Annotated in this window: 25 protein-coding genes and 1 pseudogene; 12 read left to right on the top strand and 14 right to left on the bottom strand. The window is 67.9% G+C overall.

Annotated features, from left to right (window positions below; all coding sequences use genetic code 11):
- Positions 1–26: 26 nt before the first annotated feature.
- On the bottom strand, positions 27–1,007 hold the full coding sequence (trpS, locus tag ACQPYK_RS37230; RefSeq protein ID WP_433242005.1) for a tryptophan--tRNA ligase: 981 nt from the start codon (positions 1,005–1,007) through the stop codon (positions 27–29).
- 885 nt (positions 1,008–1,892) lie between these two features.
- Positions 1,893–2,039, bottom strand: a pseudogene (locus tag ACQPYK_RS37225) (IS5/IS1182 family transposase); the annotation flags it as partial.
- Positions 2,040–2,369: 330 nt separating this feature from the next.
- Between ACQPYK_RS37225 and ACQPYK_RS37220 the strand changes: the two are divergent.
- The 3 genes from ACQPYK_RS37220 to ACQPYK_RS37210 all read left to right on the top strand — a co-directional run bounded on the left by ACQPYK_RS37220 (position 2,370) and on the right by ACQPYK_RS37210 (position 4,418).
- Complete coding sequence (locus ACQPYK_RS37220) at positions 2,370–2,834, top strand: hypothetical protein (protein WP_433242002.1); 465 nt, start codon at positions 2,370–2,372, stop codon at positions 2,832–2,834.
- Between the two features lie 144 nt (positions 2,835–2,978).
- Positions 2,979–3,557 carry a TetR/AcrR family transcriptional regulator gene (locus ACQPYK_RS37215; protein WP_433241999.1) on the top strand — a complete coding sequence of 193 codons (579 nt, stop codon included), beginning with the start codon at positions 2,979–2,981 and terminating at the stop codon, positions 3,555–3,557.
- 78 nt (positions 3,558–3,635) lie between these two features.
- Entirely contained in the window at positions 3,636–4,418 is a 783-nt protein-coding gene (locus ACQPYK_RS37210; RefSeq protein ID WP_433241996.1) for an oxidoreductase, read from the top strand.
- Between the two features lie 475 nt (positions 4,419–4,893).
- Here ACQPYK_RS37210 and ACQPYK_RS37205 read toward each other — a convergent pair whose 3' ends face one another.
- Positions 4,894–5,484, bottom strand: a complete 591-nt coding sequence (locus tag ACQPYK_RS37205; RefSeq protein ID WP_433241993.1) for a TetR/AcrR family transcriptional regulator — start codon at positions 5,482–5,484, stop codon at positions 4,894–4,896.
- Positions 5,485–5,598: 114 nt separating this feature from the next.
- Between ACQPYK_RS37205 and ACQPYK_RS37200 the strand changes: the two genes are divergently transcribed.
- Positions 5,599–6,555, top strand: a complete 957-nt coding sequence (locus ACQPYK_RS37200) for an SDR family NAD(P)-dependent oxidoreductase (RefSeq protein ID WP_433241990.1) — start codon at positions 5,599–5,601, stop codon at positions 6,553–6,555.
- Between the two features lie 234 nt (positions 6,556–6,789).
- Here the strand turns inward: ACQPYK_RS37200 and ACQPYK_RS37195 are convergent, their stop codons facing one another.
- Complete coding sequence (locus tag ACQPYK_RS37195; RefSeq protein ID WP_433241987.1) at positions 6,790–7,470, bottom strand: alpha/beta fold hydrolase; 681 nt, start codon at positions 7,468–7,470, stop codon at positions 6,790–6,792.
- A 58-nt stretch (positions 7,471–7,528) separates the two neighbouring features.
- On the bottom strand, positions 7,529–7,753 hold the full coding sequence (locus ACQPYK_RS37190; protein ID WP_433241984.1) for a hypothetical protein: 225 nt from the start codon (positions 7,751–7,753) through the stop codon (positions 7,529–7,531).
- 99 nt (positions 7,754–7,852) lie between these two features.
- On the opposite strand from ACQPYK_RS37190, the gene ACQPYK_RS37185 reads away from it, so the two are divergent.
- The gene (locus ACQPYK_RS37185) at positions 7,853–8,758 is read left to right on the top strand and encodes a LysR family transcriptional regulator (RefSeq protein WP_433241981.1); all 906 of its coding nucleotides are present in this window, start codon (positions 7,853–7,855) and stop codon (positions 8,756–8,758) included.
- A gap of 105 nt (positions 8,759–8,863) precedes the next feature.
- On the opposite strand, the gene ACQPYK_RS37180 is transcribed toward ACQPYK_RS37185, so the two are convergent.
- The 6 genes from ACQPYK_RS37180 to ACQPYK_RS37155 form a co-directional block, all read right to left on the bottom strand.
- Positions 8,864–9,256 carry a DUF3224 domain-containing protein gene (locus ACQPYK_RS37180; protein WP_433241978.1) on the bottom strand — a complete coding sequence of 131 codons (393 nt, stop codon included), beginning with the start codon at positions 9,254–9,256 and terminating at the stop codon, positions 8,864–8,866.
- 164 nt (positions 9,257–9,420) lie between these two features.
- Positions 9,421–10,455 (bottom strand): ABC transporter ATP-binding protein, encoded by a 1,035-nt coding sequence (locus tag ACQPYK_RS37175; protein WP_433241975.1) that lies wholly within the window; start codon positions 10,453–10,455, stop codon positions 9,421–9,423.
- Positions 10,452–11,606 carry an ABC transporter ATP-binding protein gene (locus tag ACQPYK_RS37170; protein ID WP_433241972.1) on the bottom strand — a complete coding sequence of 385 codons (1,155 nt, stop codon included), beginning with the start codon at positions 11,604–11,606 and terminating at the stop codon, positions 10,452–10,454. Before ACQPYK_RS37170 ends, ACQPYK_RS37175 begins: the two co-directional genes overlap by 4 nt.
- Positions 11,606–12,583, bottom strand: a complete 978-nt coding sequence (locus ACQPYK_RS37165) for an ABC transporter permease (protein WP_433241969.1) — start codon at positions 12,581–12,583, stop codon at positions 11,606–11,608. The genes ACQPYK_RS37170 and ACQPYK_RS37165 overlap by 1 nt, the downstream gene beginning before the upstream one ends.
- Before the next feature lie 19 nt (positions 12,584–12,602).
- Positions 12,603–14,111, bottom strand: coding sequence for an ABC transporter permease (locus ACQPYK_RS37160; protein ID WP_433241966.1), 1,509 nt, complete (start codon positions 14,109–14,111; stop codon positions 12,603–12,605).
- Positions 14,112–14,257: 146 nt separating this feature from the next.
- Entirely contained in the window at positions 14,258–15,964 is a 1,707-nt protein-coding gene (locus tag ACQPYK_RS37155) for an ABC transporter family substrate-binding protein (protein ID WP_433241963.1), read from the bottom strand.
- An 811-nt stretch (positions 15,965–16,775) separates the two neighbouring features.
- Here ACQPYK_RS37155 and ACQPYK_RS37150 point away from each other — a divergent pair.
- On the top strand, positions 16,776–18,050 hold the full coding sequence (locus tag ACQPYK_RS37150; RefSeq protein WP_433241960.1) for an MFS transporter: 1,275 nt from the start codon (positions 16,776–16,778) through the stop codon (positions 18,048–18,050).
- A gap of 73 nt (positions 18,051–18,123) precedes the next feature.
- Complete coding sequence (locus ACQPYK_RS37145; RefSeq protein ID WP_433241957.1) at positions 18,124–18,816, top strand: peptidyl-tRNA hydrolase; 693 nt, start codon at positions 18,124–18,126, stop codon at positions 18,814–18,816.
- A 49-nt stretch (positions 18,817–18,865) separates the two neighbouring features.
- Here the strand turns inward: ACQPYK_RS37145 and ACQPYK_RS37140 are convergent, their stop codons facing one another.
- Positions 18,866–19,912: a DUF3616 domain-containing protein gene (locus ACQPYK_RS37140; protein ID WP_433241954.1), complete on the bottom strand. Its 1,047-nt coding sequence runs from the start codon at positions 19,910–19,912 to the stop codon at positions 18,866–18,868.
- Between the two features lie 169 nt (positions 19,913–20,081).
- Between ACQPYK_RS37140 and ACQPYK_RS37135 the strand changes: the two genes are divergently transcribed.
- The 4 genes from ACQPYK_RS37135 to ACQPYK_RS37120 all read left to right on the top strand — a co-directional run bounded on the left by ACQPYK_RS37135 (position 20,082) and on the right by ACQPYK_RS37120 (position 24,291).
- Positions 20,082–21,023 (top strand): hypothetical protein, encoded by a 942-nt coding sequence (locus ACQPYK_RS37135; protein WP_433241951.1) that lies wholly within the window; start codon positions 20,082–20,084, stop codon positions 21,021–21,023.
- A 260-nt stretch (positions 21,024–21,283) separates the two neighbouring features.
- Complete coding sequence (locus ACQPYK_RS37130; RefSeq protein WP_433241948.1) at positions 21,284–21,877, top strand: Maf family protein; 594 nt, start codon at positions 21,284–21,286, stop codon at positions 21,875–21,877.
- A 109-nt stretch (positions 21,878–21,986) separates the two neighbouring features.
- Positions 21,987–22,736: an EI24 domain-containing protein gene (locus ACQPYK_RS37125; RefSeq protein ID WP_433241945.1), complete on the top strand. Its 750-nt coding sequence runs from the start codon at positions 21,987–21,989 to the stop codon at positions 22,734–22,736.
- A 409-nt stretch (positions 22,737–23,145) separates the two neighbouring features.
- Complete coding sequence (locus ACQPYK_RS37120; protein WP_433241942.1) at positions 23,146–24,291, top strand: DUF4192 domain-containing protein; 1,146 nt, start codon at positions 23,146–23,148, stop codon at positions 24,289–24,291.
- 4 nt (positions 24,292–24,295) lie between these two features.
- On the opposite strand, the gene ACQPYK_RS37115 is transcribed toward ACQPYK_RS37120, so the two are convergent.
- Complete coding sequence (locus ACQPYK_RS37115; RefSeq protein WP_012893614.1) at positions 24,296–24,634, bottom strand: hypothetical protein; 339 nt, start codon at positions 24,632–24,634, stop codon at positions 24,296–24,298.
- A gap of 233 nt (positions 24,635–24,867) precedes the next feature.
- Between ACQPYK_RS37115 and ACQPYK_RS37110 the strand changes: the two genes are divergently transcribed.
- Positions 24,868–25,416: a DUF1707 and DUF4870 domain-containing protein gene (locus ACQPYK_RS37110; RefSeq protein WP_433241939.1), complete on the top strand. Its 549-nt coding sequence runs from the start codon at positions 24,868–24,870 to the stop codon at positions 25,414–25,416.
- A 314-nt stretch (positions 25,417–25,730) separates the two neighbouring features.
- Here ACQPYK_RS37110 and ACQPYK_RS37105 read toward each other — a convergent pair whose 3' ends face one another.
- Positions 25,731–26,543 carry a septal ring lytic transglycosylase RlpA family protein gene (locus ACQPYK_RS37105; RefSeq protein ID WP_433241936.1) on the bottom strand — a complete coding sequence of 271 codons (813 nt, stop codon included), beginning with the start codon at positions 26,541–26,543 and terminating at the stop codon, positions 25,731–25,733.
- Positions 26,544–26,808 lie beyond the last annotated feature (265 nt).

Below are 26,808 nucleotides of genomic sequence, written 5' to 3'. Positions count from 1 at the left end.
ATGGCCGAACTTCCGTGCACGCTGACTCATCCGGGTAGCAGACCGATCGCCGCCTTGGCCTGGCGTACCTTCGCGTTGGCCAATCCGCGGGCACGGTCGGCGCCGGCCCGCAGAACCGCTTGGACGTGCTGCGGGTCTTCGGCCAGTTGCAGGTAGCGGTTCCGGATGGGTGCGAGGGTGGCCACTACCGTATCGGCGACCGTTTCCTTCAACTCGCCGTACCGGTTGAACCGCCCGGCCAGTCGCTGCGGCTTGTCGCCGGTGCAGGCGGCCAGGATGGCGAGCAGGTTCGATATCCCCGGTTTGCGATCCGGATCGTAGCTCACCACGCTGTCGGTGTCGGTGACCGCCCGCATCACCTTGCGCCGCAGGACGTCCGGTTCGTCGAGCAGTCGCAGCACCCCCGCGGTCGAGGGGGCCGACTTGCTCATCTTGTCGCCAGGTGACGCCAGATCCATGATGCGAGCGGCGACCGGCGGGTTGACCGCCCGGGGGATGGTGAAGGTAGGGCTGTAGCGGGTGTTGAACCGCTGGGCGATATCGCGGGCCAACTCCACGTGCTGGCTCTGGTCCTCGCCGACGGGTACCTCGTCGGTGTCATACAGCAGGATGTCGGCGGCCATCAGGATCGGGTAGGTCAGCAGCGACATCCGGACCTGGTTCTGACGGCCGGACTTCTCCTTGAACTGGATCATTCGCTGGGCCTCGCCGTACCCGGTGGTGCACTCCAGCAGGTAGTGCAGTTCGGTGTGCTCAGGTACGTGCGACTGAACCAGGAACAGAGACGTGTCGGGGTCAGCGCCTGCCGCCAGCAGGATGGTCGCGAATTCCAGTGTCCGCCGCCGCACCTCGACCGGATCATGCTCCAGAGTCAGGGAGTGCAGGTCGGAGATGAACACCACCGTATCCGTGGTGGCCTGCTCGGCGATTATCGGTGCGATCGCGCCGATGTAGTTGCCTAGATGCAGGTCGCCGGACGGGGTGAAGCCGGTGAGTCGTCGTGGCATCGGTTTGGCTCCCTCAGGATCGGGAGGCCGCCCTGGCCGGGCCACCGAGGTGCGAATACACGAAACGGCCGCCCGAACTGGGCGGCCGCGTTATCAACTACGCGGATGAACAGTGCCGCCCGTCAGGGGCGCCACCAGTCAAGGAGCAAGAAGATCATCCGCACACCGTGACCCTACCATCCGACGGGCGGAGAGTAACAGGTAAGCCAGCGGTGATCCTTATAAGAAATAAGCCCTCGGTTCCCGAGCGCCTCTCCGGGCCATCTCGTCCCAGGACCAGGGTGTTCTCCGTGTAGAGCACGTTCAGGGTCGGCTGACCGTAAACGGCCTTGGGTTCCGGCGAGCCCAAGGGCGCACAACCTCCCAGACCGCCCCGACGGCCCGGGCTCGACCCTTGGGTTCGCCGGAACTCTGGGGTTTCACGGGGGTCGAGACTGGTAGGGGTGCCATCGGAATACGGCGGGAACGGGCGGCGCCCACCGGAAACCGCAAGTCAGGCGGTAGGGCCGGAAGCCGGGCTTTCGGCTGTGGACGGCCGTGCCCGGCGCGGGGCCGGATTGGCTCCCGCACCGGCCCCACGGTGCCGACCTGGGGGACGCCGTCCCGGGAACGGAACAGCAGGCGAACTCTGTCCGGTCACCTGGCGGCGTTACCTCAGGTCAACGCCTCCACACCGGTTCTCTGGCCGATTCGGTCTCGTGGACCATTCGGCAACAGACCACCGAAACCCGCTCTCGCCGAGCGGCACAACAGAACGCGTGGCACCGGCCGTTGCCCTTTTCCGGCGTGTGGTGCTGGTGCTGCTGGCCGCGATGACGGCGGTGGTCGCGCAGGGTGCCATCGGGCAGTTGAAGCGAAGCGGCCGGCCACCGCTTCACATATCGATCCGCGCCTGCGCCGGTTGGCCTGTTGGTCACGAGGTTCGGGGATGGTGTGGCGGATCTTGAGTCTGCGAAGGTAGCTCCAGTTGGCGCGAGAGGAGTAGGCCTTGTCACCCGACACGCTGTCGGACCGTGTGCGGGGACATCCCGGTCCGATCCGCAGGATGCGTCGACGCGCCTACCTGGCAGCAGGTTCTGCCGGCCTTCCTGGCCGCCGTCAGGCCGGTCGAAGCGGACCGGGGTGAGGCGACCCCGTTGCCGCCGCGAACGTCTACCTTCTGACGGTGTTCAGCGGCTCCGATGGCGAGCCGGGCATCCGCCGCTGCCTGTACCACGACCGCGAATCGGAACCCTTGGCGGAAGTACGCGCGTGGCGCGCCAAGGTTTCCGTAGTGGATTCCGGAATCAGGGTGGAGTCTGGACACTCCATTCGAAGGAGGGTTGAGTGATAAAAGTTAATTCGAAAGTTTCAGGGTTGATCATGAGCGTATTCTTCATTCCGTTATCCTTGATTGGATGCACGGAGAGCGGGGAGTCGAATGGGGAAACAAAGGTTTTCGAAATTGCCGATACCGAAGAGATCGTCGGCAGGAAGAGTGAAGAGGTGTTGACGCTCAGGAAGCATTATATGATTCTGAATCCACCAAGGGGCTTGACGGATTTAAAGGATTTGGTCGAAGGATATGCCAAGGATCATCCGGTCGAAAGTGAGGGCAGATTCCTTCATCTGTCTTTCTATAGGGAAAGTGGCGACTTGCCGAGGGACTGGCGGCCTGATGAAGGTTACATGAATACGGATCGGCTGGAACATCATAAAAGCGATCTCATCGCATCGATCACTTGGTCGGATGCTCAACCCGAAAAAGAATACGATGTCTATGGCAAAAGTGAGGAAGGAAAAATTCTGAAGCGGATGCGTTTCGTTGAGGATCGGCTTGTTAGGTGAGCCTTTTCGTCTTCTCGCCGGACGCCCCAGGAGCGACCGATGGAGGGCCGGGAGGCGTGTGTCCATCGAGCTGAGCGTGGGGCTGGCCGCCGAGAAGCAGCAGATATTTGACCTTAAGGTCAAAAATGCTGCTACGGTAGTGCCATGGGCAGGCCGAAGCAGTTCGATCCGGACGTGGCGGTGGAGCGCGCGATGGGCGTGTTCTGGCGCAAGGGGTACGCGGCGACGACGCCTCAGGACCTCGTGGATGAGATCGGCATCGGCAAGGGCAGTCTGTACAACACCTTCGGCAGTAAGCACGCATTGTTCGAACGGGCACTTGCCCGCTACCGCGACTCCCAGACCGCGTGGCTGGCGGCACTCCTCGACCATCCCGGTTCGGCGAAGGACCGGCTGCGAGGTGCGCTGGAGGCGCTGGTCGAGCTCGACTTGGGCGACCCGGACCGGCGCGGCTGCATGGCGGTCAACACCGCCGCCGAGTCGGTCCCCGGGGACGCCGAGACGGCCGACACCGTGCGCAAGATGTTCGCGCGCACGGAGAGCGCGTTCCGGGTGACCGTTGAGGAAGGTCAGCGTGCCGGTGAGATCGACGGCGATCGCGACGCGGCGGCGGTGGCCGCCTGGCTGCTCGCGACGGTGATCGGTATGCGAGTACTGGCGAAGACCGCCGAGGATGCCACGCAGTTGAGGCGGGTCGTGGACGCGGCGATGGGATCGTTGTAATTCAGCACTGCCGGCCGAAAGCCCTTTTTTATGGACTTGTTCTGTACCTGTAGTTCAAAAACTTGTAAGGAGTCTGACATGGAGCTCGATCTCGTCGGCAAGACCGCGGTCGTCACCGGGGCGGGCCGAGGCATCGGCCTCGCGATCGCGCGGCAGCTCGTCGCCGAGGGGGTCCGAGTGGTCGGCGCGGCCCGCACGATCACCGCCGAACTGAAGGAGGCCGGTGCCCACCCGGTCGCGGTCGACCTGAGCACGCCGGAAGGCGCCGAGGAGTTGGGGGCGCAGGCGCTCGCCGAACTCGGCGGCGTGGACATCCTGGTCAACAACCTGGGCGGCGGAGACGCGTTCACCCTGAATGGGTTCCTCGCGACCGACGACACCCTGTGGGCGCAGAGCTTCGAGGTCAACCTGTTCGGCACGGTCCGGGTCACCCGTCGACTGCTGCCGAGCATCCTGGAACGCCGCGGTTCGGTGGTGAACATCTCGTCGATGAGTGCGCGCCTGCCGGGCACGGGTCCGATCGAGTACGGCGTCGCGAAGGCGGGCCTCAACGCGTTCGGCAAGGCGCTGTCCGAGGAGTTCGGACCCCAGGGCGTACGCGTGAACACCGTCTCCCCTGGCCCGACACGTACCGGCATGTGGGAGGACGACGACAGCTTCGGCGCCCGCCTTGCCGAGGCGAACGGCGTCGGGCACCGCGACTTCGTGTCCGGGGTGCCCGCGGCGATGGGCATGACCACCGGCCGCATGGTCGAACCCGATGAGGTCGCGGCCGTCGTCGCGTTCCTCGCCTCGGACCGCGCGGCAAGCATGACCGGCGCCGACTACCTCGTCGAGGGCGGCGGCATCAAGACGGTGTGAGGCGTACGACGGGGGACACCGGCATACGCTCGGGACCCGGAATGCAGGTCTTGGGCGGATGCCGGTGGCGCTCTGCGCGTCCTCGTCGACAGCCGGGTCGTGGTGCGACCGCAGTCCGCCGGCGGTATCGGCGCTGGTCCAGCGTCCGCCGTGTCCATTCCGCCAGGTCACACGCTCTCGTGAACACCCCACGCAAGGCCGTTCCTGAGATGGCCTGAAGGAAGTTGGCGAGATCCCGTCCGATCGACCCGATCGGGCGGGATCTCGTCGTTTTCCCGGCCGGCGTGGCCGTCGGCGGGCTCGTGCGAGCGGGTGCGGTGAGCGTCAGAGGATGTCGCAGTCCACCGTGAGGGGTCCAAGGTCCGGGTGATGAACCGTCCTGCCGTCCGTGGTGTGGAGGCCGGCGGCCTGGGAGTCCCGCGGCTCGTCGAAGCGGTCACTCGCGCGTCGCAGATCGGCGATCGGCGATCGCCGATCAGCGATCTCCCTTGGGCGGCCCGGGCCAGCCGGATTCGAGGAGGTCGAAGATGGCGTTCATCGCTGCGAGGGGGTCGGGTTCGGCGCCCGCGAGGTCGGGGATCTCCAGCACGTAGCGGGCCAGGGCGCGGATGGTCATGTCCGAGGGGTCGCGGTCGTTCTCTGCGGCGATCGCTTCGGCCAGGGTCGCTTCGCTGGCGATCCAGAGCTTGCGCGAGTAGTTCCGCAGAGCGGGCGTGCTCACGATCAGGTCGCGTAGGCGCTGGAGTTCGGGCGGCATGTCGGTGGTGAAGGGGCCTCGGCCGGCCATGAACTGGCGCAGGGCTGCCAGGATCGGCTGGCCGGAGGGCCGGTCGCGGATCGCGGTGACCAGGCCGGCGCGCCGTTCGATGCCGTCGTCGAAGATCAGGGCTTCTTTGCCGTCCGGCACGTGCGCGAACAGGGTGGCGATGGAAACGTCCGCCTCGTCGGCGATCTGCGCCACGGTGACCTTGTCGTACCCGTGCTCGGAGAACAACCGTATCGCCGCATCGGTCAATGCCTGACGGGTCTGCGCCTTCTTGCGCTCACGCCGCCCCATCGTCGCCATGCCGCCATCCTAGCCGAAACTGAAATATGTCTAAATTCATAGTGATTATGATTTCATAGTGACTTCAGGTCGGCGTTGACCCGCCGGCCCGCCCATCCCCGCAAGGAGCCCTCCATGTCCACCCACCACAGCCCGGACCCGGCAGGGGGCCACTGGGACGTCCATCGGCTGCCACCTGCCGAGGGCAGGACCTTCCTGGTCACCGGCGGCAACGCGGGCATCGGATACTTCGTCGCCGAGCAGCTCGCCGGCACCGGCGCCACCGTCGTCCTCGGCAGCCGCGACAGCGCGAAGGCCGAAGCCGCGATGACCTCGATCCGCTCGCACGTCCCCGGCGCCCGTGTACGCCGCATTCCCCTGGACCTCGCCGATCCGTCCTCGCTCCGGGCCTCCGCGGACGCGCTGGAGCCGGACGGTCTCGACGCGGTCGTCTACAACGCCGGTGTGCTGCTCGACGAGCCGTCGCGCCGCGAAACCGGAGACGGCAACGAGCTGATGTTCGCGACCAACCACCTCGGGCACTTCGCGCTGACCTGGTGGCTGGCGCCGCTGCTCACGGCGGCGCACGCGAGCCGCGTCGTCACCACCGGCAGCTTCACGGCCAAGTCCGTGGACCTCGACGATCTCCAGAGCGCGCAGGACTACCAGCCGAAGCGCGCCTATGCGCGGTCGAAACTCGCGCAGATGCTCTTCGGCTTCGAACTCGACCGTCGCCTGCGCGCCGCCGGCAGCACCGTGCAGAGTGTGGTGATCCATCCCGGCGGCGCGCTCGACTCCCTCACCCCTTCACGCCCGCCGATGCACGTCCGGACCGTTGGAGAACGGCTGCGTGGCCTGCCCTTGGGCGTTCTCCTGCAGGGCAAGGAAGCCGCCGCGTGGTCCGCCGTCAGGGCGGTCCTCGACCCGTCCGTCCGGGGCGGCCAGCTGTGGGGTCCCCGGGCGTTCGGAATCCGCGGCCTGCCCAGACCCGAACCCGTACGGGGCCTCCTGGCCGACACCGAGCTCGCGGCGCGCCTGTGGACCGTCAGCCGCGACCTGACCGGCGTCGATCCGAGTTCCCGTTTCGGGTGAGAGCCGCTCCCGCTCCACCGCCCAGCCTCCGCTCCTCTACCGCGGTCGGGTCCGCTCGGTCATGGCGATCACAGCCGCGACGGCGCAGAGGACAGCGGTCCATGCCGGCGTGGCGGCGGTCGAGGTGCGGTCGGCGAGGTATCGGGAGGGTCGCGCCGCTGAAGACGATGCCCAGCCCGGTGCCGGCCGGCGGCCCGGCGAGGCCGCCGGGCGAGAGGACCGCGCCGGCGACGATCAGCCGGGTCGAACGGCCTCGAGAAGGATTTTCAGCAGTTCCTCCGGCGCGTCCCGCATGAGGTTGTGCCTGCTGTCCAGCGCGTGTGTCGTCCACAGCGGGTCGCCACGCAACCGCTGGTAGATAGGGGTGAACGGTGACTCGCCGTCCCACCCGGCCGCGTACACGTAGTCTCTGCGCCGCAGCCGCACGAGGTCGCCGGTGAGCTGGATCGGCTGGAGCAGCGAGGCGAGCGGATGGGGTGTGGCGCGTGACTCGAAGAACGGCAGTGGCCGTACCGAATGACCGCTCTCCGTCACGTCCATGTACCATCTCCGCTCCTGGTCGGAGACGAGGGTCCAGCAGGAGTCGCCGTGTTGTGGCACGACGGCGTCCAGGTACACCAGGGAGTCCACCCGATCCGGCACGCGGTCCGCGGCTCCGGTGATCACCATTCCCCCGTAGCTGTGGCCGACCAGGACCGCGTCCTCTATCTCCTCGGCCGCCAGCATGCCGACCACGTCCTGGATGTGCGTTTCGAGGTTCACCCCCGCGTTGAGCAGATGGTCGCGCTCGCTGAGCCCGGTCAACGTCAGCGGGTACGCGCGGTGACCGTGGAGTCGCAGCTGTTCGGTGAGCGGCCCGTAGGTCCAGCCGCCATGACACATGCCGGGGACGAGAACGAAGGTGGCCACGATCATGCTCCTTGTGTCGGTTGCCGGCGTCGTCACCGCTGTCTCTCGCGGCGGTGGCCGGGATTCAGCGGGTGGGGGAGACGAACTCGGGCTGGTCGAGCAGGCGCAGCCGGCTTCCGTCGGGTTGGCGCCGGACGACCTGCGCGCGGGTGCCGGCTCCGTCTCCCGGCGGGGTCACCGCGTCCTCCTCGTAGAGCGCGGCGACTCCGGCCGCGTCACCGGCGGTGGACCGCTCGACGAACAGGCGGGTGATGTCCTCGGGGCGCATGGCCTTCTCGTACTCCGGCATGAGCTTCCTCCTGGGAGCGGGGTTCGACACCTCCCAGCGTGGCCACCAGTTGATCAGAAGTCCAACAGATGGTTCTCATAGAAACTAGAATCCTTGGTTATGGAGCTGAGGCAGCTGGAATACTTCGTCGCGGTAGCCGAGGAGCGGAATTTCACCCGGGCCGCCGAGCGGGTGCACATCAGCCAGTCCGGCGTCAGCGCCCAGATCCGCCAGCTGGAGCGCGAACTCGGTGCCGAGCTGTTCGATCGGTCGGCGCGCACCGCCACCCTCACCGTCGCGGGAAAGGCCGCGCTCGAACACGCCCGCGCCGCGCTCGCCGCCGCCGAGGCGGTCGGCCAGGCGGTGGGTGAGGTGACCGACCTGATCCGGGGCCGGCTCACGGTCGGGATGGTCACCGGATGTACCATCACGCCGCTGTTCGACGCCCTCGCCGCCTTCCACCGGGCGCATCCCGGCGTGGAGATCTCACTGTTGGAGGACAACTCGGATCGACTCGCCGAGGGTGTGCGCGCCGGCACCGTCGACCTGGCCCTCATCGGCACCGCGACCGCCGCACCCGACGGGTTGGACGCGATGACGATCGTCAGCGAGCGGCTCGTCGCGGCGGTCCCGGCCGGGCACCCCCTGGCGAGCCGGCGGCGAGTCGCTCTGCGCGACTTGGGCGCCTATCCGATCGTGTGCATGCCACCCGGCACCGGCCTGCGCACGGTGTTCGACCAGGCCTGCGCGGCGCAGAACCTCCAGCCGGTGATCGCGCTGCAGGCCAGCGCCGCGGACGCCATCGCCGACCTCGCCGCCCGCGGGCTCGCCGTCGCCGTCCTCAGCGACTCGATGGCCTCGCACCACCTCGACCGGCTCACCGTCCTGCCCATCGACGACGTCGAAACACCCGCACTGCTCGCCCTGGTCTGGAGGAGCACGCACAACCCCGCGGTGCGCGAGTTGCTCGTGTACGGCCGGCAGGCATTCGCCGAGCCCGGCCCCGGCGGGAAACAAGCGCGCTGAACGCCGGTGGCGTGGCTGCCCGACCATCTCGCCCACGACCACCACTACGCCATGAGTCACCTGCTCCGCAGGCCCCGTTGCCGGGCGTAGCCGCCTTCCTCAGGGTCAGCCGAGCTCATAGTCGAGGTGGAAGGAGTGGGCGCCGTCGTCATTGACGATCTGCCCCTCGCCTCGGATGCCGAGGAACTCGCCGGTACCGGAATCGGGAAGGATCGTCCAGCTCAGGGTCGATTCCCCGGCGTGGCTGGTGGCCGTGTGGTGGAGCACGAAGGTGCCTTTGCGCCCGTCCACGGTTCCGGTGAAACGCTCGAAGCCGCAGTAGGCCGCCGAGGTCTCGACCTGGGCCACCGCGGTGATGATGTCGGTGGTGCTGGTGCCCTGCAGATCACCGTCGAAGGTCTTGGTCACGTGAACGTGGCAGAGCGCGGCTCCCTCGGCCTCGTCGTAGGGGCGAGGCTCCCAGCTGTCGATGCTGAAGGTACCGGTGGCGCGAGGCATGGGGATCTCCTTGTAGTCCGTGAATCTGGCTCCATCCTCATGCCCATATCTGCCATCTACTGTCAGGTATGGGCATGACATCGGCCTTCGCCGGACGGCGGGCATCACCCCGAAAACGCCGCGAGCCGTACGGGAGGGGCTCCCGTACGGCTCGCGGCGTTCGGTCAGTCTGCGACGACCTCGGCGAAATGGCAGGCCACCGGGTGGCCGTTGCCGCGGTCGACGAGCGCGGGCTCTTCGACGGCGCAGATCTCCTGGGCCTTCCAGCAGCGGGTGCGGAAACGGCAGCCGCTCGGCGGGTCCAGGGGGCTCGGCACGTCACCGGTGAGGATGACGCGCTCCCTGGCGCGCTCCTCCTTCGGGTTGGCCATGGGGGCGGCCGACAGGAGCGCCTGGGTGTAGGGGTGGGCGGGGCGGTCGTAGAGGTCGTCCCGGGGGCCGGTCTCGATGACCTTGCCCAGATACATCACCGCGACCCGGTCGGAGATGTGCCGCACCACCGACAGGTCGTGGGCGATGAAGATGTAGGCCAGCCCCAGTGAATCCTGCAGGTCCTCCAGCAGGTTCACCACGCCCGCCTGCACCGACACGTCCAGCGCGGACACCGGCTCGTCGAGCACCAGCAGCTTCGGCTCCAGGGCCAGAGCGCGGGCGATGCCGACCCGCTGACGCTGGCCGCCGGAGAACTCGTGCGGATAACGGTTGCCGTGCTCGGGGTTCAGACCGACCAGCCGCAGCAACTCGGCCACCCGTTCCGGGCCGCCGTCCTTCCACCGCTCGTGGACCTTCAGCGGCTCGGCGATGATGTCGTTGACGGGCATCTTCGGGTTGAGCGACGCGTACGGGTCCTGGAAGACGATCTGCATGTCACGCCGTACGGGCTGTAGCTGCTTGGACGACATCGTCGTCAGCTCCTTGCCCTGGAAGCGCACCGAGCCCGCGGTGGGCTTGTGCAGCTGCAGGATCGCCCGGCCGGTCGTCGACTTGCCACAGCCCGACTCGCCCACCACGCCGAGGGTCTCACCCTCGTCCACGTGGAGGGACACCCCGCTGACGGCCTGGACGTGGGCCACCACCCGGCGCATGAAGCCACCGCCCCGGACGGGGAAGTTCATCACCAGGTCGTCGACCTCGAGCAGGTGGTCGCCGCCGGTCGGCTCCCGCTCGGCGGCGGGCGTCTCCTCGGTCTTCACACTCATGCCAGAGTCTCGCTCTCGGTGCGGAAGAACACGGTCGGGTCCTCGACCGCCGCCAGCCGGTCCCAGTGGTGGCAGGCCGCGAAGTGCCCGCCGCTGTCGGTCTCGGCCAGCTCCGGCTCGACCGTCCTGCACTTGTCGTCGGCCAGCGGGCAGCGCGGCGAGAAGGGACAGCCTGTCGGCATGTTGATCAAAGACGGGGGAGTGCCCTTGATCGGGCGGAGCCGGCCGCCGGAGTTCTCCAGGGACGGGATCGAACCGAGCAGGCCCGCCGTGTACGGCATGCGGGGCTCCTCGAACACCGGGTCGGTGTCGCCGATCTCGACCGGGCGCCCGGCGTACATCACCAGCACCCGGTGGGCCATTCCCGCGATGACGCCCAAGTCGTGCGTGATGAGCACGATCGCCGCGTTGACCGCGTCCTTGACCTCGAGGAGCTTCTCCAGGATCTGCGCCTGGACGGTCACGTCGAGGGCCGTGGTCGGCTCGTCGGCGATGATGATGTCCGGGTTGTTGATGACCGCCATGGCGATCATCGCGCGCTGGCGCATGCCACCGGAGAACTCGTGCGGGTAGCTGCGCAGCCGTGCCTCCGCCTGCGGGATGCCGACGAGGTCGAGCATCTCCTTGGCGCGGGCCAGCGCGGCCTTGCGCGGCATCAGCTCGTGCGCGAGCACCGCCTCGGCGAGCTGGTCGCCGATGGTGTGCACGGGGTTGAGCGCCGTCATCGGGTCCTGGAAGACCATCGCGATCTTGCGGCCGCGCAGACCCCGCTGCTTGCGCGGCGACATCTTCAGCATGTCGTCGCCCCGGAAGAGGATCTGCCCCTTGATCCGGGCGCTCTTGGGCAGCAGGCCCATGACGGCCAGTGAGGAGACCGACTTGCCGGATCCGGACTCGCCGACGATTCCCAGCACCTCGCGCTCGCGCAGGCTGTAGGAGACGCCCCGGACGGCGCGGACGACGCCGTCCTCGGTCGGGAACTCCACGGTCAGGTTGTCGACCTTGAGGATCTCCTCCTCCGAGGGAGGCCGTACGGCGTCCAGCGTCAGGCCGACATGCACCTCCCCGGCGGCGTCGAGCACGTTGGGCGCGAGGTCGTAGGTGTGCACGTCGCCCTTGCGGGGCTCGATCGGCACGTTAGGAGTCGTCATTAGGCACGCACCCGGGTCTGTCGGGGATCGAAGGCGTCACGCAGGCCGTCGCCGATGAAGTTGATCGAGAGCGCGATGGCGATGATGAAGATACCCGGCCACCAGAACAACCACGGGCGGGTGACCATCGCGGTCTTGTACTCGTTGATCAACTGGCCCAGCGAGGTGTCCGGGGCCTGGACGCCGAGACCGAGGAAGGACAGGGCCGACTCCAGCAGCACCGCGTTCGCGACGGACAGCGTCGCGCTGACGATGATCACGCCGACGGTGTTCGGCAGGATGTGCCGGAAGATGATCCGGGTGCCGGAGGTGCCGACCGCGCGGGCCGCCTCGACGAACTCCTTCTCCCGCAGCGAGAGGAACTCGCCGCGCAGCAGCCGGGCCATGCTCGGCCAGATCACCAGGCCGAGGACGATGCCGAGCAGCACGACGCCGCTCTCGCCGAACTTGCGGCCCAGGACGGCCGCGATGACCAGGATCGGAATGGTGATCATGACGTCGGTGAGGCGCATCAGGATGGCCTCGGCCTTGCCGCGGTAGTAGCCGGCCATGGCGCCGACGACGGCGCCGACGACGGTGGCCACGATGGCGACCGTGAAGGCGACGATGATCGACTGCTGGGCGCCGCGCATGGTCAGCGCGAAGTAGTCCTTGCCGATGTTGTCCTGGCCGAACGGATGCTCACCGAAGTGGAAGCCCGATCCGCCGAGGAACTCGGGGATCAGGCCGAGTGTCGGCTTGCCCTGGTTGACCAGCGCTCCGGTGGCCGTGAAGTCCTTGTCCCACCAGCCGGGGATGCCGCCGAAGCCGATCGAGGTGAACGACAGCACGATGACGAAGCCGAAGACGATCATCCCGGCCAGGGCGGCCCGGTGCCGGAAGAAGCGGCGTCGCACCATCTGTGACTGGGTTCGCGCGACGATCGTCATGCCCTGCGCGCCGGTGTCCGCCCCGGCATCCTGCGCGTTGATTGTCATGATGGGTTCTCCGTTGCTCTCACGACAGTCGGATGCGCGGGTCGAGGTAGGCGTAGAGGATGTCGGCGATCATGTTGAAGATGACGATCGCGGTCCCGGTGACGATGAAGAACGCCATGACCGGCGCCGGGTCCACCTCTTCGAGCCCCTTGGTGAACAGGTGGCCCATGCCCTGCCAGCCGAAGACGTTCTCGGTGACCACTGCACCGCCGATCACTCCGGCGAAGTCGAACGCCATCAGCGTGGTGATCGGGATGAGGCCGTTGCGGAAGGCGTGCTTGACCACGACCGTGCGCTCGGGCAGGCCCTTGGCGCGCGCCGTGCGGACGTAGTCCTGGTTCATGACCTCCAGCATGCTCGCCCGGCTGTAGCGCGTGTAGGTCGCCAGCGAGATCAGGATGAGCGCCATGCTCGGCAGCAGCAGGTGACCGGCGCTGTCGAGGTTGAGCTGCCAGAAGTCGCCGTTGTAGTTGGGGGTGCGCGCGCCGATCGTGGAGATGGGACGGCCGCGCACGGTGGCGCTGTAGGCGGAGAAGGCCTGGAGCATCCGGTCCAGGAAGACCATGGCACCGGTGAACACGCCGGTCAGCACCGTGGCGTTGATCGCCTGGCGGCGCTGCAGGCCGCCGAAGGCGTAGCCGAGGCCGACGCAGACGGCGATGGTCAGCAGCAGGAAGCCGATGATCTCCAGCCAGGTCGGGTCGGCCAGCATGGGGCCGAGCACCTGCGAGCACAGCGCGCCGATCAGCGCCGCGACGAGGGCGGAGTACAGCGGGCCGCGGTACCGGAGCCCGGCGGACAGCGTGGTGAAGCCCACCGCCGCGACGAGGCCGAACGCGAGGATGAGCACCGGGCCCAGTCCGGGGTCGGCGAACCAGCGGGTCAGCGAAAGGATCGTGAACAGCGCGCCGCTGACCGCGAAGCCCACGGCGAAGGCGGTCAGCCGCCGGGTGCGGGCACCCGCGGTGAGCGCGCCGAAGATCAGTCCGCCGAGGAGTGCGAGGGCGACGATGGCGCCGATCGGTATGGTCGGGTCCTTCAGCCAGTCGTTGAACTCGATCGCCATGTACTGCTTGAGCATGACCGCGACCCAGAAGAGCGGCAGCGAGAAGCAGACGAACGCGGCGAAGGTGACGGTGTAGTCGAAGCCGCTGTACTGGCGGAGCGCGGAGATGATGCCGATCACGATGCCCACCGTGATCGCCAGCACGGTGGCGGCGAGGACGAGCTGGAGGGTCGCGGACAGGGCTTTGCTCAGCATCACCGAGACGTCCTGGCCGTCGCGGTTCACGCCGAGGTTGCCGCGGACTATGTTGCCGAGCCAACCCAGGTAACGCAGGGGGATGGGGACGTCGAGCTGCATGCGCTCGCTGCGGTCCGCCATCTTGGTGGCCTTCTGAGGGCTGTTGTCCTGGCGGAGGTCGTCCAGAGGGTCGCCCGAGAGCGCCGTCAGGACGTAGATGATGAAGGTGGCCGCCAGGAGGACGAAAAACGAGATGATCAATCTCCGCGCGATGAAGACGACCATTCCGTCACCTCCCGTTCAGGTAAGAGCGGACTGAGTGGCTCAGGGTCGAGACCGGAGAAGGGCTTGTGGCCTTTTTCCAGTCTCGACCCTGGTGTGGATGATGCTCCGTCAACCGTGGGGGCGGCTGGCGAGGTGAGGCGGTGAAGTTACTTCAGGCTCCACTTGTCCATGTTCCAGCCGATACCTGCCTGGCTGGGGTTCTGGATGACGCCCTCGACATCATCGGTCCACGCGGTGAGGTTGGGGTTCTCGTACAGCGGGATGGTGGCCAGGTCCTGCCACATGGCCTTCTCGACCTGGGCGATCAGCGGGGTCTGGTCGGGCTTGTTGGTCGTCTCGTTGATCTGCTTGATGAGCTTGTCGACCTGCTTGTTGGAGTAGCAACCGTTGTTGTTGCCCTTGTTCTCCGAGTCGCACTTCTTGGCCGTGGTGTAGGTGGAGGCCCAGCCGCTGACCAGGTCGGAGCCGGTCCAGCCGAACAGCGCCACGTCGTAGGTGTTGTTGGCCAGGCCGTTGCCGAAGAAGTCCTCGGCGCCCTTGTCCACGACCTTGAAGCCGGCCTTGTTACAGGAGTCGGCGATCAGCTGCACGACCGAGGAGCGGCGGGGGTTCGGGGTCTTGTAGCCGATCTTGACTTCCAGGCCGGACTTGCCGGCCTTGTCCACCAGGGCCTTGGCGCCCTCGATGTCGACCTGGTCGTACTTCTTGTCCTCGCCGCCGATGCCGGCGACAACGTCACCGTAGTGGGACTGGTTGCTGGCGACGGTGCGGGACTCGAGGACCTTGGCGTCCGCGTTCAGCGGCTTGATCAGGTTGTCCACGATCAGCTGCCGCGGAACGCACTTGGCGAACGCCTCGCGCAGGGTCCGGTCCTTGAACGGGCTGGAGTCGAAGTTGAAGTCCAGGTGGTCGTAGAAGAACTGCGGGGCGGTCTTGACCGTGACACCCTGCAGGGCGTTCAGCTGGTTGAGCACGTCAGGACCGGGCTGCGGGTTGATGATGTTGACTTCGCCGTTCTGCAGCGCCTGGGCCTGCTGGTCCAGCACGATGACGCGCTCGACGATCGTCGGAGTCGCGGGCTTGGGGCCCCAGTACTTGTCGTTGGCGACGTAGGTGAGCGACTGGCCGGCGTCGAGCTTGGAGAGCTTGTACGGGCCGGACGACGGGATCAGGTCCTCGCTGAGCAGCGCGCCCTTCATGATCCAGCCGTCGTTGTAGAACTTGATCGCCTCGGCGAGCTTCTTGTCGTCGGCGGCCTTGACCGCGGCGATGAGCTCCTCTTCGGAGATGTTGCCCTTCTTCTCCACCACCTGTGCGGGCATGATCTGCGTGTTCCCGAACAGGCCGCCGGCCCAGTCGGCGAACGGCTTGGTGTAGACCATGGTGACCTCGCGGCCACCCTTCTCACAGTCGGGAGTCTTGGTGTCCTCCCAGCCGGTGGTGCCGGCGGCGGAGAAGCCCTTGACCTTGCCGGAGTTGGCGGCCCACGACAGCATCAGGTCATCGCAGTCGATCGGCGAGCCGTCCGACCAGACGGCCTTGTCGCTGATCGTGTACTTGACGGTCAGCGGGTCGTCGGAGGTCTTCTCGTAGGTGCCGAAGTCGGTGTCCGGGGTCACCTTGCCGTCGCCGCCGTAGTACCAGAAACCGCTGAGCACGCGCTGCAGGGGCTGGTTGTTGCGGGCCGCGTTCTCCGCGCCGGTGTTGCCGTTGTAGGAGCTGAACTCCTGGTCGAACGCCCAGGTGACGGTCTGCGAGGCGGCCGGAGCCGACGCCGAGCCCGAGGAGCTCGGGTTGCTCGCCTGGCCGTCGTTGCCTGCGCAGGCGGTCAGCAGGAGCGCACCCCCCGCCACAGCAGCTAGAAACTTGCCAGATGTCCGCGCTTGGAACACGCCAGCACTCCTTTAATCGTCAGGTCTGGGGTCAGCCGCCAGCATTGGTCGAACAAAGCTGAGCACCGTGACTCTCTCTCGGACAAGTAGGACGACTGGGGTGTTGCAGACCTGAGACCGGCGACGCCCCAAGCTGTAACAAAGTCGGGCGTGAAGCGCGAAACTCCCCAATTGGTGAGGATAAGGAAAAACGTAACGTTTGACCGAATAGTCCCAGTATATGAGATGACAGAGAGTGACTGACGGGAGATTTCTAGAACAATATTCGGTGTCTGGAACGCTACAGCCGGGCTGTTCGGAAACTTTTCCGAAGGTCGCCCTCCTGTCACGTAGAGTGACGAAAGGGTTGGTTTACATGACTTTCGCCGTTTTTCGGTCGGTGTGGTGGACCCGGCGGTGCGAGCCGTGCCGCAGGGTTCGCCGATAGGGGGCTCTGTGTGGTATTTTCTTTTCACAAAATGGGTTTTTGCCTCATATTTTTTCGTAGAATAGTCATCAGGCAGGAATCTTGTCTGCCGACAGAGATCCTCGACGCCCCTTCGAGGCCGAGGCGGCCGTTCGCCTGCGGAACCTGAAAAAGGGGGTCGCCGGGCGCGGAAACGGATCACCACGTGAGCGGGAGCGCCCGCCGCTCATCGCGCGAGCGGAGAGCGCCCACCGCGCGAAACGGGTTCCCCCGATCACGCCGACGTGGCCATAGTGGCCCGATCTTTGCGAACATTGACACCCGGGCCACTCGTGAGGCCGGTCGGCCGCATCCCATGATTGGCCCATGACAACGGCTCTTCAGACACGCAAGCGTGGACTGCATCGCGCCTGGATCGTAGCGGGAGTCGCGTTCGTGGCCATCCTCGGCGCGGCAGGGTTCCGGGCCACGCCCGGTGTGCTGATCACCCCGCTCCAGCAGGAGTTCGGCTGGTCACGGGGCACGATCTCGCTGGCGGTCTCGGTCAACCTCATGCTCTACGGCCTGACCGCCCCGTTCGCCGCCGCCCTCATGAACCGCTTCGGCATGCGCCGGGTGGTGTCATGCGCGCTGCTGCTCGTCGCGGCGGGCAGCGGGCTCACCATCCTGATGAACGCCCCCTGGCAGCTCGTCCTGTGCTGGGGTGTCCTGGTCGGTCTCGGAACCGGGTCGATGGCTCTGGTCTTCGCCGCCACCCTCACCGATCGCTGGTTCGTCCGCCACCGCGGCCTCGTCACCGGGGTCCTCACCGCGGGCGGCGCCACCGGGCAGCTCATCTTCCTGCCCGTCCTCGCCAACCTGGCCGTCGCGCAGGGCTGGCGCTCGGCGGCCGCCACGGTCACCGCCGCCGCCCTCGCCGTGGTCCCCCTGGTCTGGTTCCTGCTGCGCGACCGGCCCGAGGAGGTGGGCACCACCGCCCTGGGCGCCGACCCCGACGCGATCGCGGTCCCCGTTCCGGCCAGGGCCGGCGGCGCCGCCGCGCACGCGCTCGCCGTTCTGTGGAGCGCCGCGCGGACCAAGCCCTTCTGGCTGCTCGTCGGCGGGTTCGCCATCTGCGGGATGAGCACCAACGGCCTGGTCGGAACCCACTTCATCCCCGCCGCCCACGACCACGGAATGGCCGAGCCGACCGCCGCGGGTCTCCTCGCGCTGGTCGGGATCTTCGACGTCGCCGGGACCATCGCGTCCGGCTGGCTGAGCGACAAGGTCGACTCCCGCATCCTGCTCGGCGCCTACTACGGACTGCGCGGACTGTCGCTGATGGTGCTGCCCAGCCTGTTCGGAGCGACCGCCGAGCCCAGCATGCTCGTCTTCATCGTCTTCTACGGCCTCGACTGGGTGGCCACCGTTCCGCCCACCGTCGCCCTGTGCCGGCAGATCTACGGTGCCGAGGGCGCGGTGGTGTTCGGCTGGGTCTTCGCCTCCCACCAGGTCGGCGCGGCCGTCGCCGCGGTGGGCGCGGGCCTCACCCGCGACCACTTCGGGGCCTACGACCTCGCCTGGTACGGCGCGGGCTTTCTCTGCTTGATCGCGGCCCTGATGTCCGTGGCCATCGCGAAGAAGGCATCCTTGAAGGCGTGAACGAGCGAAGCGGACAGAGCGGCGGGATCGAAGGCGGGCAGGGCGGATCGGTCACCCGGCGGGCGGAGGCCGCATGACCGGTCAGAAGGTGCTCCCCCTCGTGGTCAGGATCGAGCGGTCGGCTCCACCACGGCGCACCGACGCGCTGGAGGCGGCCGCGCTCGCGGTGCTGACGCTGCTCGACGATCCCCGGGCCCTCGACGGCGGCGAATGGGCCGAGCCGGTCCGGACCTGGGAGACCATCGGGATCAGAAAGGTCGTACGGCGGGCGCGGGGGGCCGAGTGGCGCCGGGTGCTCGACCTGCCCGGTATCACGGTCGTCTCCGGCAGCGCCGAGGTCAGGGTTCACCCGCCGGTGCCACTCGACGAGTGGCCCAAAGACCTGTCCAGGCTTCAGGTCTCCGGCACCGACCTGACCGACTCGGCCCCGCCGGGGCCGCCGGGGGAGGTGACGCTGTGGATCAACCCCCGGCTGGAGATGTCGGCGGGCAAGGCCATGGCCCAGGCCGGGCACGCGGCCCAGCTCGCCTGGTGGGGAAGCGACGAGCGGGCCCGGCAGGCGTGGCGCGACCGGGGGCTGTCGGTCGCCGTGCGGACCGTCGATCTCACCGGATGGGCCGCACTGGTCGATTCGGGCCTGCCCGTGGTCCGGGACGCGGGGTTCACCGAGATCGAGCCCGGATCGTGCACGGTCGTCGCCGACGCTCCCTGGCTGCGGCACGGAGGCTTCCGTCCCGCGGGCTCCGGGCCGCTCAGGTCGTCATGACGACGGGATCGTGATGGGATCGCCCAGGTCGTCATGACGACGGGATCGCTCAGATCGTCATGACGACGGGATCGCCCGGATGGCCGCTCTCAGGCAGCTTGACGATGTCGGCGAGCACTCCTCCCTCGGAGGTCAGCCGGGCCGCGGACGGGCTGTCGTAGACCACCAGGAGGTGCTCGTCGTCGAGCACGGCCAGTCCCTCCGGATGGTCGCAGCCGTCCCCGTGGGGCAGATCCATGACGAACTCCGGATCGTGCTCCACGGCCGGTCCGTCCGTGGGCCGCCAGCGCAGCACCCGGGCCGGGCCGTCGAGAGCCATGGTCGGCCCCGCCAGGATCAGCAGCCCGTCCCGGTGCGGGCACAGATCGCGGATGCCGAGCCCGCCGAGGTTCAGCAGGTGCGTCCGATACGGCTCCTCGTCGATCGGGGCGAGCCGGAGACGGCCGGGGTGCCGGGGATGGTCCTGCGGCCGGATCTCCAGCAGCATGGCCCAGCCGCGTAGCACCGGACCGCGCAGGCCGACGAACACGCGGCCGTCGAGTATCGCGATGCCCTCGACGTCCAGGCCGTTGTCCTTGCTGGGAACCGCCAGGAAGGGCGTCAGATGCGGATCGCCCACCATCAGGTCGGCCAGGCTGCTGCCGGGACCGCACAGGATCGCGGCCGCGCGCGGGCCGTCGCGGCGCACCGGCGTCGCGCCGACGAGCGGCAGCCGTACGAGGATGTAGCGGTTCTCCTCGCGCACCACGGTGCCGAGGCGGCGGCGGGCCTTCTCCGGAGAGTGGTCCCTTCTCACCCGCTTGCGCTTGAGGCTGTGCGAGCCGATCGCCCAGAGCCAGCCGTCGGCCCGGGCCAGCCCCTCGATGTCGGCCTCCTGCGTCGGCCCGGCCGGCAGGTCCACGAAGTCGGCCAGGGCGAAGGTGCGCTGGTCGTCGTAGCGGCCGTCGCGCAACCCCAGATACTCGACGGTGGCGGTCTCGTCCCCCGCCACCCAGAGACCGAGGCCGTCGGGGCGGACGGCGGACAGGTTGGTGTGGGTTCTCGCCTGACGTGAGGAGATGTGGAAGCGGAGCTCCACCTGGCGTTCTACGGGCACCGCCGAATCATCGCAGGCGGGCGTTCCGTCCCATACGGGAAGGCACTCGTTCCCGAAGTGTGATGGGGATCGTGCACGGGAAAACCGGATTTGTCGTACGCTCCCGATCGTGCTCGATGGGTTGGGTGGGACTCCGGGGACCCGGGGGACGGGTTCTGTACCGGCATATGTGACCGCTGAGGCGGACACGTCCGAGCTGCCGAAGATCGCCGTTGACGACCCCCCGCAGCCGCCGGTCAACCCGACGAGCTCACCGGTCAAGCGATCCCGCATCGGCGACCTGCCGATGCGGGTGATCTACCGGATTCTCGCCGTGGTCACCGCGCTGGTCGTGGCCGCGGTCGCGGCCGTGGTCGGTTTCACCTACTCCGGCTCCTCAGATCAACCGGGCGGGCAAGCGTCGGGGCCGATCGCCGCGCCATCTGCCGCGACGCCCCCGCCCGGTGCCGGTTCCTCATCCGCGCCTTCTTCATCGGCGTCGCCGGCTTCCGCGTCCCCGGAGTCCCCGGCGGCTCCGTCGCCCTCGTCGACCGTGAGCCCGGCCTCCGCGCAGGGGCGGAGCGCGGCGGTGGTCGCCGCGCTGGCCGACCCCCGCGTTCCCGGGGTGCCGCGCGACAAGCGGCTCGCCCGGTTGCCCGGCAAGGAGCACAAGAGCAAGCGCCGCCTGCAGGACGCCCGATCAGGTGTGTCGCTGGTAAGGCTCGCCAAACCGTGGAAGACCTTCGGCGCCTCGCCGTTCTCCACCAAGCAGGTGTTGCCGAAGGTGAAGGGCCAGACCACTCGGGCGATGTTCGTGAGCTGCCCCGTGCCGATCAAGGTGCAGGAGAGCCCGAAGGACACCGCGCTGCTGGCCGCTCGCTGGACGCTCAACCACCATCCCAGGGGCGCCGAGATCGCGTGGACCGCCTCCCAGCCGATCAAGGACGGCTGGCTGCTCGCCTACCGGGTGAAGTACGAGGTCAAGAGCAAGCTCCGCTTCTCCATGGCCGCCGTCGCCGTGACGGAGATCCCCGCCGCCAAACCCGCCATGGTCTTCGTGACGATCCCCGACGCCCAGCGTAAGTACTGGCGCGACATCAACGTCGCGATCTCGTCGATCAGGCCGAACTGACGCCCTACCCGAACTGACGCCCTCCCCGAACTGACGCCCTCCCCGAACTGACGTCAGGGGAACGCGTCAAGAGATCGCGCTGCGTGTCCTGCGAGGCGACCGCGACCGGCGGGACGCCATCGTCATCGCCCTGTTGGAACAGGAGACTCTGAGCGAGGCCGAAGCCCATGCGGCGGCGGGGCTCCCGTGTGGCGGCCCGACGGGCGGGATCACCGCCGCGCGGCACGAGGGCACAGGAAGCCGCGCTAGGCTCGATTGACGTGACTGAGATCGTTCTTGCTTCCGCTTCGCCCGCCCGCCTCGCCCTGCTCCGCGGTGCCGGACTCGATCCCAAGGTGATCGTCAGCGGAGTGGACGAGGAGGCGGTCGTCGCCGACAGCCCGAGTGAGCTCTGCCTGGCCCTGGCACGCGCCAAGGCGTCGGTCGTGGCTCGGGAGCTGACCGGCGGACTGGTGATCGGCTGCGATTCGATGCTGGAGCTCGACGGACAGGCCTACGGCAAGCCGTCGTCGGCCCAGGAGGCCGCCTCCCGCTGGCGGAGCATGCGCGGCCGGGAGGGTCGCCTGCTCACCGGGCACTGCGTGATCGACGTCGCCGGTGGGCGGGAGGTGTCGGAGGTGGGCGCCACCTCGGTGCGTTTCGGCACTCCCACCGACGCGGAGATCGACGCCTACATCGCCACCGGTGAGCCCCTCCGCGTCGCGGGCGCCTTCACGTTGGACGGTCCCGGCGGCTGGTTCGTCGACGGCATCGACGGCGACCACGGCAACGTCCTGGGCATTTCCCTTCCTCTCCTCCGCCGGCTCTTCGCCGCCCTGGGCGTCTCCGTGGCCACGCTCTGGCAGGGCGCCTGACCCTGCCGCCACCGGTGTCGGCGTCGTGTCGGTGTCGGTGCGGCGTAGCAGGGGCGGGGTTCCCGCCGTCGCCGCGCGGTGATCCACCGATCCCGCTAATCTTCCGGGCATGGGTCATTTCCGCTCCTTTGTGGACGGCATCGGGTTCTTCTTCCAGGGGTTGCGCTGGGTCGCGCGCAACCCCCGGTGGTGGCTGTTCGGGCTGATCCCCGCCCTGATCGTGTTCGCCCTCTACGCGGTCGGGCTCTACTTCCTCGGCACCAACGCCGGAGAACTCGCCGAATGGGCGACACCCTTCGCGGACGGGTGGGGTGAGGCGGCCCGGAACGCCCTCCGGGCGCTGGTCGGACTGGCGATCTTCGGTGCCGGGCTGGTGCTGTTCGTGGTGACCTTCACCGCGGTGACCCTGATCGTGGGCGAGCCCTTCTACGAGAAGCTTTCCGAGAAGGTGGAGGAGACCTACGGCGAGGTGCCGGGCGGGCACGAGGTTCCGCTCTGGAAATCGATTCCCCGATCCATCAGAGACAGCCTGGTCACCCTTGGATACGTCCTGCTGTTCACCATCCCGCTGTTCTTCCTCGGGTTCGTGCCGGTGATCGGGCAGACGGTGGTGCCGGTGCTGGGTGTCATGGTCTCGGGCTTCTTCCTCACCGTCGAGCTCACCACGCTGGCCATGGAGCGCCGGGGCATGGCGCGCAAAAGCCGTTTCGCCCTGCTCCGCAGGAACAAGGCCTCCGCTCTCGGCTTCGGGGTGCTCCTGTTCTTGATCTTCCTCATCCCGGTGGGAGCGGTGGTGGCGATGCCCGCCGCCGTCGCAGGAGCGGCGATCATGGTCCGCGCCCGCCTGGCGCCCGTCTGAGCCTCCCGCGAAGGCGGCGGGCGGAGTTCGACGCGTCCGGGGTCCGGTACGGCGGTGCGTGATCGTCTCGGAACCTTCGCGCGCCTCCGGCGGAGATGGTCGATCGATGTCCTTTTTCCTACCCATTCTGATTATTGGCTAATTTAGTGCCGTACTCTCTTGGTTTGTTTTTTCGAGCGGATTGACGCGACGCGTCGTGCCAGGTCGGGACTGTATCGGGCGTTTTCCGACGTCGGAGACATGATCGGCGACGGTTACCGCCCCTCGGCTCGTGTCCGGACCTCGGAAGAATCGACGTCACATAGATGGGAGCTCTCTTTCGGCTCGGCTGGACTGTGGACGAGCCGGAATTCTCCACAGAGTCAGGTTCGGCGCGAAAACGCGGCCGTGATCCGGCGATGCTCTCGCCATGACAACCGACATCCCGGCTCTCCCCGCCTCACGACCCCGACTGCTTCTCGGCTCCACGGAAGACATCCTCGGCGCCGTGCCGTACCTCGTGGGATTCCACCCCGCCGACAGCCTGATCGTGGTCGGTCTGAAGGGAGGTCCGACCGGCGGGCAGCTTCATCTCACCATCCGGTGGGATCTGCCGCTGGTCGGACCGAGGCTCGGCCGGATCGTCGCCCTCCTCCGTAAAGAGGGGATCGGCCAGGTCATCGTCATCGGCTACGGTCCCGGCCCGCTGGTGACCCCGGCCGTGGACATGGCCGTCGGGCTGTTGCGCCAGGGCGGCGTCACCCTCGTCGACGCGCTCCGGGTCGAGGGCGGCCGTTACTGGTCCTATCTCTGTTCCCGGGCCGGCTGCTGTCCCACCGACGGCACGCCCTACGAACGGCAGGCCAACGCGGTCGCCGCCGAGGCCACCGTTCACGGGCTGGTCGCCCTGCCCGATCGCGAGACCCTGGAGCGCTCGCTCGACCCCGTCAGCGGAGCCGCGAGGCTCGCCATGCGCCGAGCCACGGCCCGTGTGACAGACGAGCTGCGGGGCAGGCTCGCCGGATGCGAAGACGTCGAGACGTTGGCGGCGGAGTTCGTCGCCGACGGGATGGCCCGGGTCCGCGCGGCGATCGGCACCTACGCCTCCGGCGGGCGGCTCGACGACGAGCGGGCCGCCAGGCTGGGACTGGACCTGGCGGTGACCCGGATCCGGGACGAGGCGTGGGCGCTTGTAACCGACGACACCCATGACGTCCACCGCAGGCTCTGGCAGGACCTCACGCGGCGACTGGAGCCGAGGTTCGTGCCTGCGGCCGCCTCACTGCTCGGCGTGGCCGCCTGGTACGACGGTGACTCCGCGCTGGCCGGCATCGCCCTCACCCGCGCGCGTGACGTCGATCCGGATTACTCCATGGCGAACCTGCTCATGCACGCGCTTCACCACCTGCTCCCGCCGCACGCGCTGAGGGACAGGATGCCCAGCCCCGAGGAGCTGGACCGGGAGATGGGCAGCCCTCGCCTGACCTGGCTGCTCCCCGTGATCGCTCTGTTGGAGGAGCCCGAGTTACCGGAGGAGCCCGAGTCGCCGGAGGAGCCCGAGGAGACGGCCGGGTGACCGGTCAGCCCTCGGCGCGCCTGCGCCGCTCGTTGTAGGCCCGCATCCGGGGTGGGTAGCCGGTCAGCTGCACGTCATAGACGGGAAGAGCCAGGTCGCGAGCCACTTTACGAATCACCGCGGGTGAGCCGACCCGGCGCCGGGTCCACTCTCCGTCATCGGCGATGGCCATCGCCGTGGTGTCCGTCGCGAAGGTCTCCGGTTCGACGTAGAACTCCACCCCGCGACGCGACTTCGCGAAGGCGATGAGCGCTTCAACATCGGCGTCGGTCGCCTCACGGTCAAACTTGGCGATCTTCGGTCCGCGTAGACGCCTCAACCCATAGCGATCCCGCCATCTCATGATTCCTTGTATACCTCTCCGCGACGTTTCCTGGCCGAAGGTCAGGGTGGACTCTAAGGGACATTCAAGGGTTCATCCTGATGGACCGGGCGAAAATTGGCGGCAAATATGGGAGACAAAGCGGCGACGAAAGGGATCTCGGTTCCATGGCAGGCACAGTGACACCAACGTCGAGTCCGTGGCACGGGGGTGTGCCGACCCCCGGCGCGAGGCCCGGCCACGCCGATCTCAGGGTGAGCAACCAGGATCGAGAGCAGGTGGTCGAGCATGTCAAGGCCGCCTACGCGGAGGGACGGTTCGACAAGTTCGAGTTCGACGACCGGCTGGAGCGGGCGATGACAGCCCGTGTCCACGGTGACCTCATGCCGATCATGCACGAGCTGTACGGCTCGCGTCCGGTCGCGCCCCTGCCCTACCCGCCCGTGATGGGCCCGATGGGACAGGACCACCATCACCACGTGCGGGCGGACACGGCAGGAGAGCGCCTGGGCGCGGCGGCGGCGCACCTTCTACCGCTGGCGGGTCTGCTGGCCGTCGGCCCGCTGATCATGCTGCTCGCCGCAGGCAGGACTTCCCCCTACATCCGCAAGCACGCGGTGGAGGCGCTCAACTTCCAGCTGACCCTGCTCGGGGCCACCGTGCTGTTGGCGATCACCGTCGTGGGCATCGTGGCGACGCCCGTGCTCTGGGTCGGGGGCGTGGTCCTGTCCGTGGTGGGAGGCCTGGCGGCACTGGGCGAGGGCAATTTCCGCTATCCGTTCACGCTGCGCCCGGTGAAGTAGAGCCTGGACGGATCGGCACGGGACAGACCTCCTGAGAGGAAGCCGGCCCCGGCCGCTGAAGATCGCCCTGGCTTCTGAGAGGGATCGTTCAGCCCAAAGAGATCACCCTGGCCTCTGAGAGGGATCGTTCAGCCTCGGAGTGATCGTCCAGTCCTAAAAGATCGCCCCGGCCCTTGAGAGGGACCGGTCACCGCCCGGGCTCCGCTTCGGGCATGACGGTGTCGGCGGCGGCTGCGCGACTGGCGCCGGCCCGGTTGTGACACCACCGTCGGCCGGGCCTGTCGCTGCTCACCGGTTACTGCGGATGAGATGGATCAAGCGCCGAGAACCTCGTACTTCACCCGCATGACGCCGGCGCCGGTGTTGCCGATGGCGGAGAAGGCCGCCTTGGAAAGGTCGAGGCAGCGTCCGCCCACGTAGGGGCCGCGGTCGTTGATCCGGACGGTCACCGACGCGCCGGTGGCCGGATTGGTCACCCGGACCTTGCTGCCCAGGGGGAGCGTCTTGTGCGCCGCGGTCATCGCCTGGGGGTTGAAGCGCTCGCCGCTGGCCGTCATCTGCCCCTCGTCGTAGAAAGAGGCGCCGCATGCTCCGCTGGAGATCACATGGATTTTCGGCTTGGCGGCGACCTTCCGGGCCTTCGTCGGGGTGCCCTTCGCCTTGGGGGCGGCGCCGTCGCCTGACGTGCTCTTCACCTTGGAGACGGCGTCGCTCGGGGCGCTGTTCGTCTTGGAGGTCACGGCGTCGCCCGGGGTGCCGTTCGTCTTCGAGGCATCGGTCTCGCCAGGGACGGCCGCTTTGCCCGGTCCGGCGGTGGCCGTAGGCGTGGCGGACGGGGCACCGGGTGGGGTGGTGATCTCGTCGGCGGCGGCCTTCGCGTTCCCGGTCACCGGTTTCTGAGGGGAGGGGGAGCCGTCGAGCGCGGTTCCGGATGGCCGGGCACCGGCCAGCCCGGCGGAGGCGGTCGTCTGCGAGGCGTCGTCACCGGCCGAGATCGCCCAGGCGGTGGTGGAGACCACGGCCACCGCCGCGACGCCGGCGGCCAGGATGGCCAGGTTTCGCCTGCTTCTCAGCGGCTGCTTCGAGGAAGGCTTGTCGGGGGACGGGGTGAAGGAGTGCAGGCCCAAGGGAAACCACGGTCCAAAATCGGGGGCAGGACACGGGAGGCCGTACGGGGCGGGGGAGAGGGGGATGCGCACCGGCCGATCCCATTGACGGGGCACAGGGGTGCTTCCCGCGTAATGCGCTCGACAATAAGCGACAAACCACCGGTAAAGGCAAGTTAAACGGACAATAGTGACTTATGTCACTATGATCAATAAACAACATCAAATTCCCAATGATCCACCGAATCCCGGTCATCAGCCGGTAAACGCCCGTGTGGGGATAGCG

It is taken from the genome of Streptosporangium sp. CA-135522 (genome assembly GCF_050949235.1).
Taxonomy (GTDB): domain Bacteria; phylum Actinomycetota; class Actinomycetes; order Streptosporangiales; family Streptosporangiaceae; genus Streptosporangium.
The sequence above is the reverse complement of the archived record's forward strand: the minus strand, read 5'-3'. Positions and strand labels throughout refer to the sequence as shown.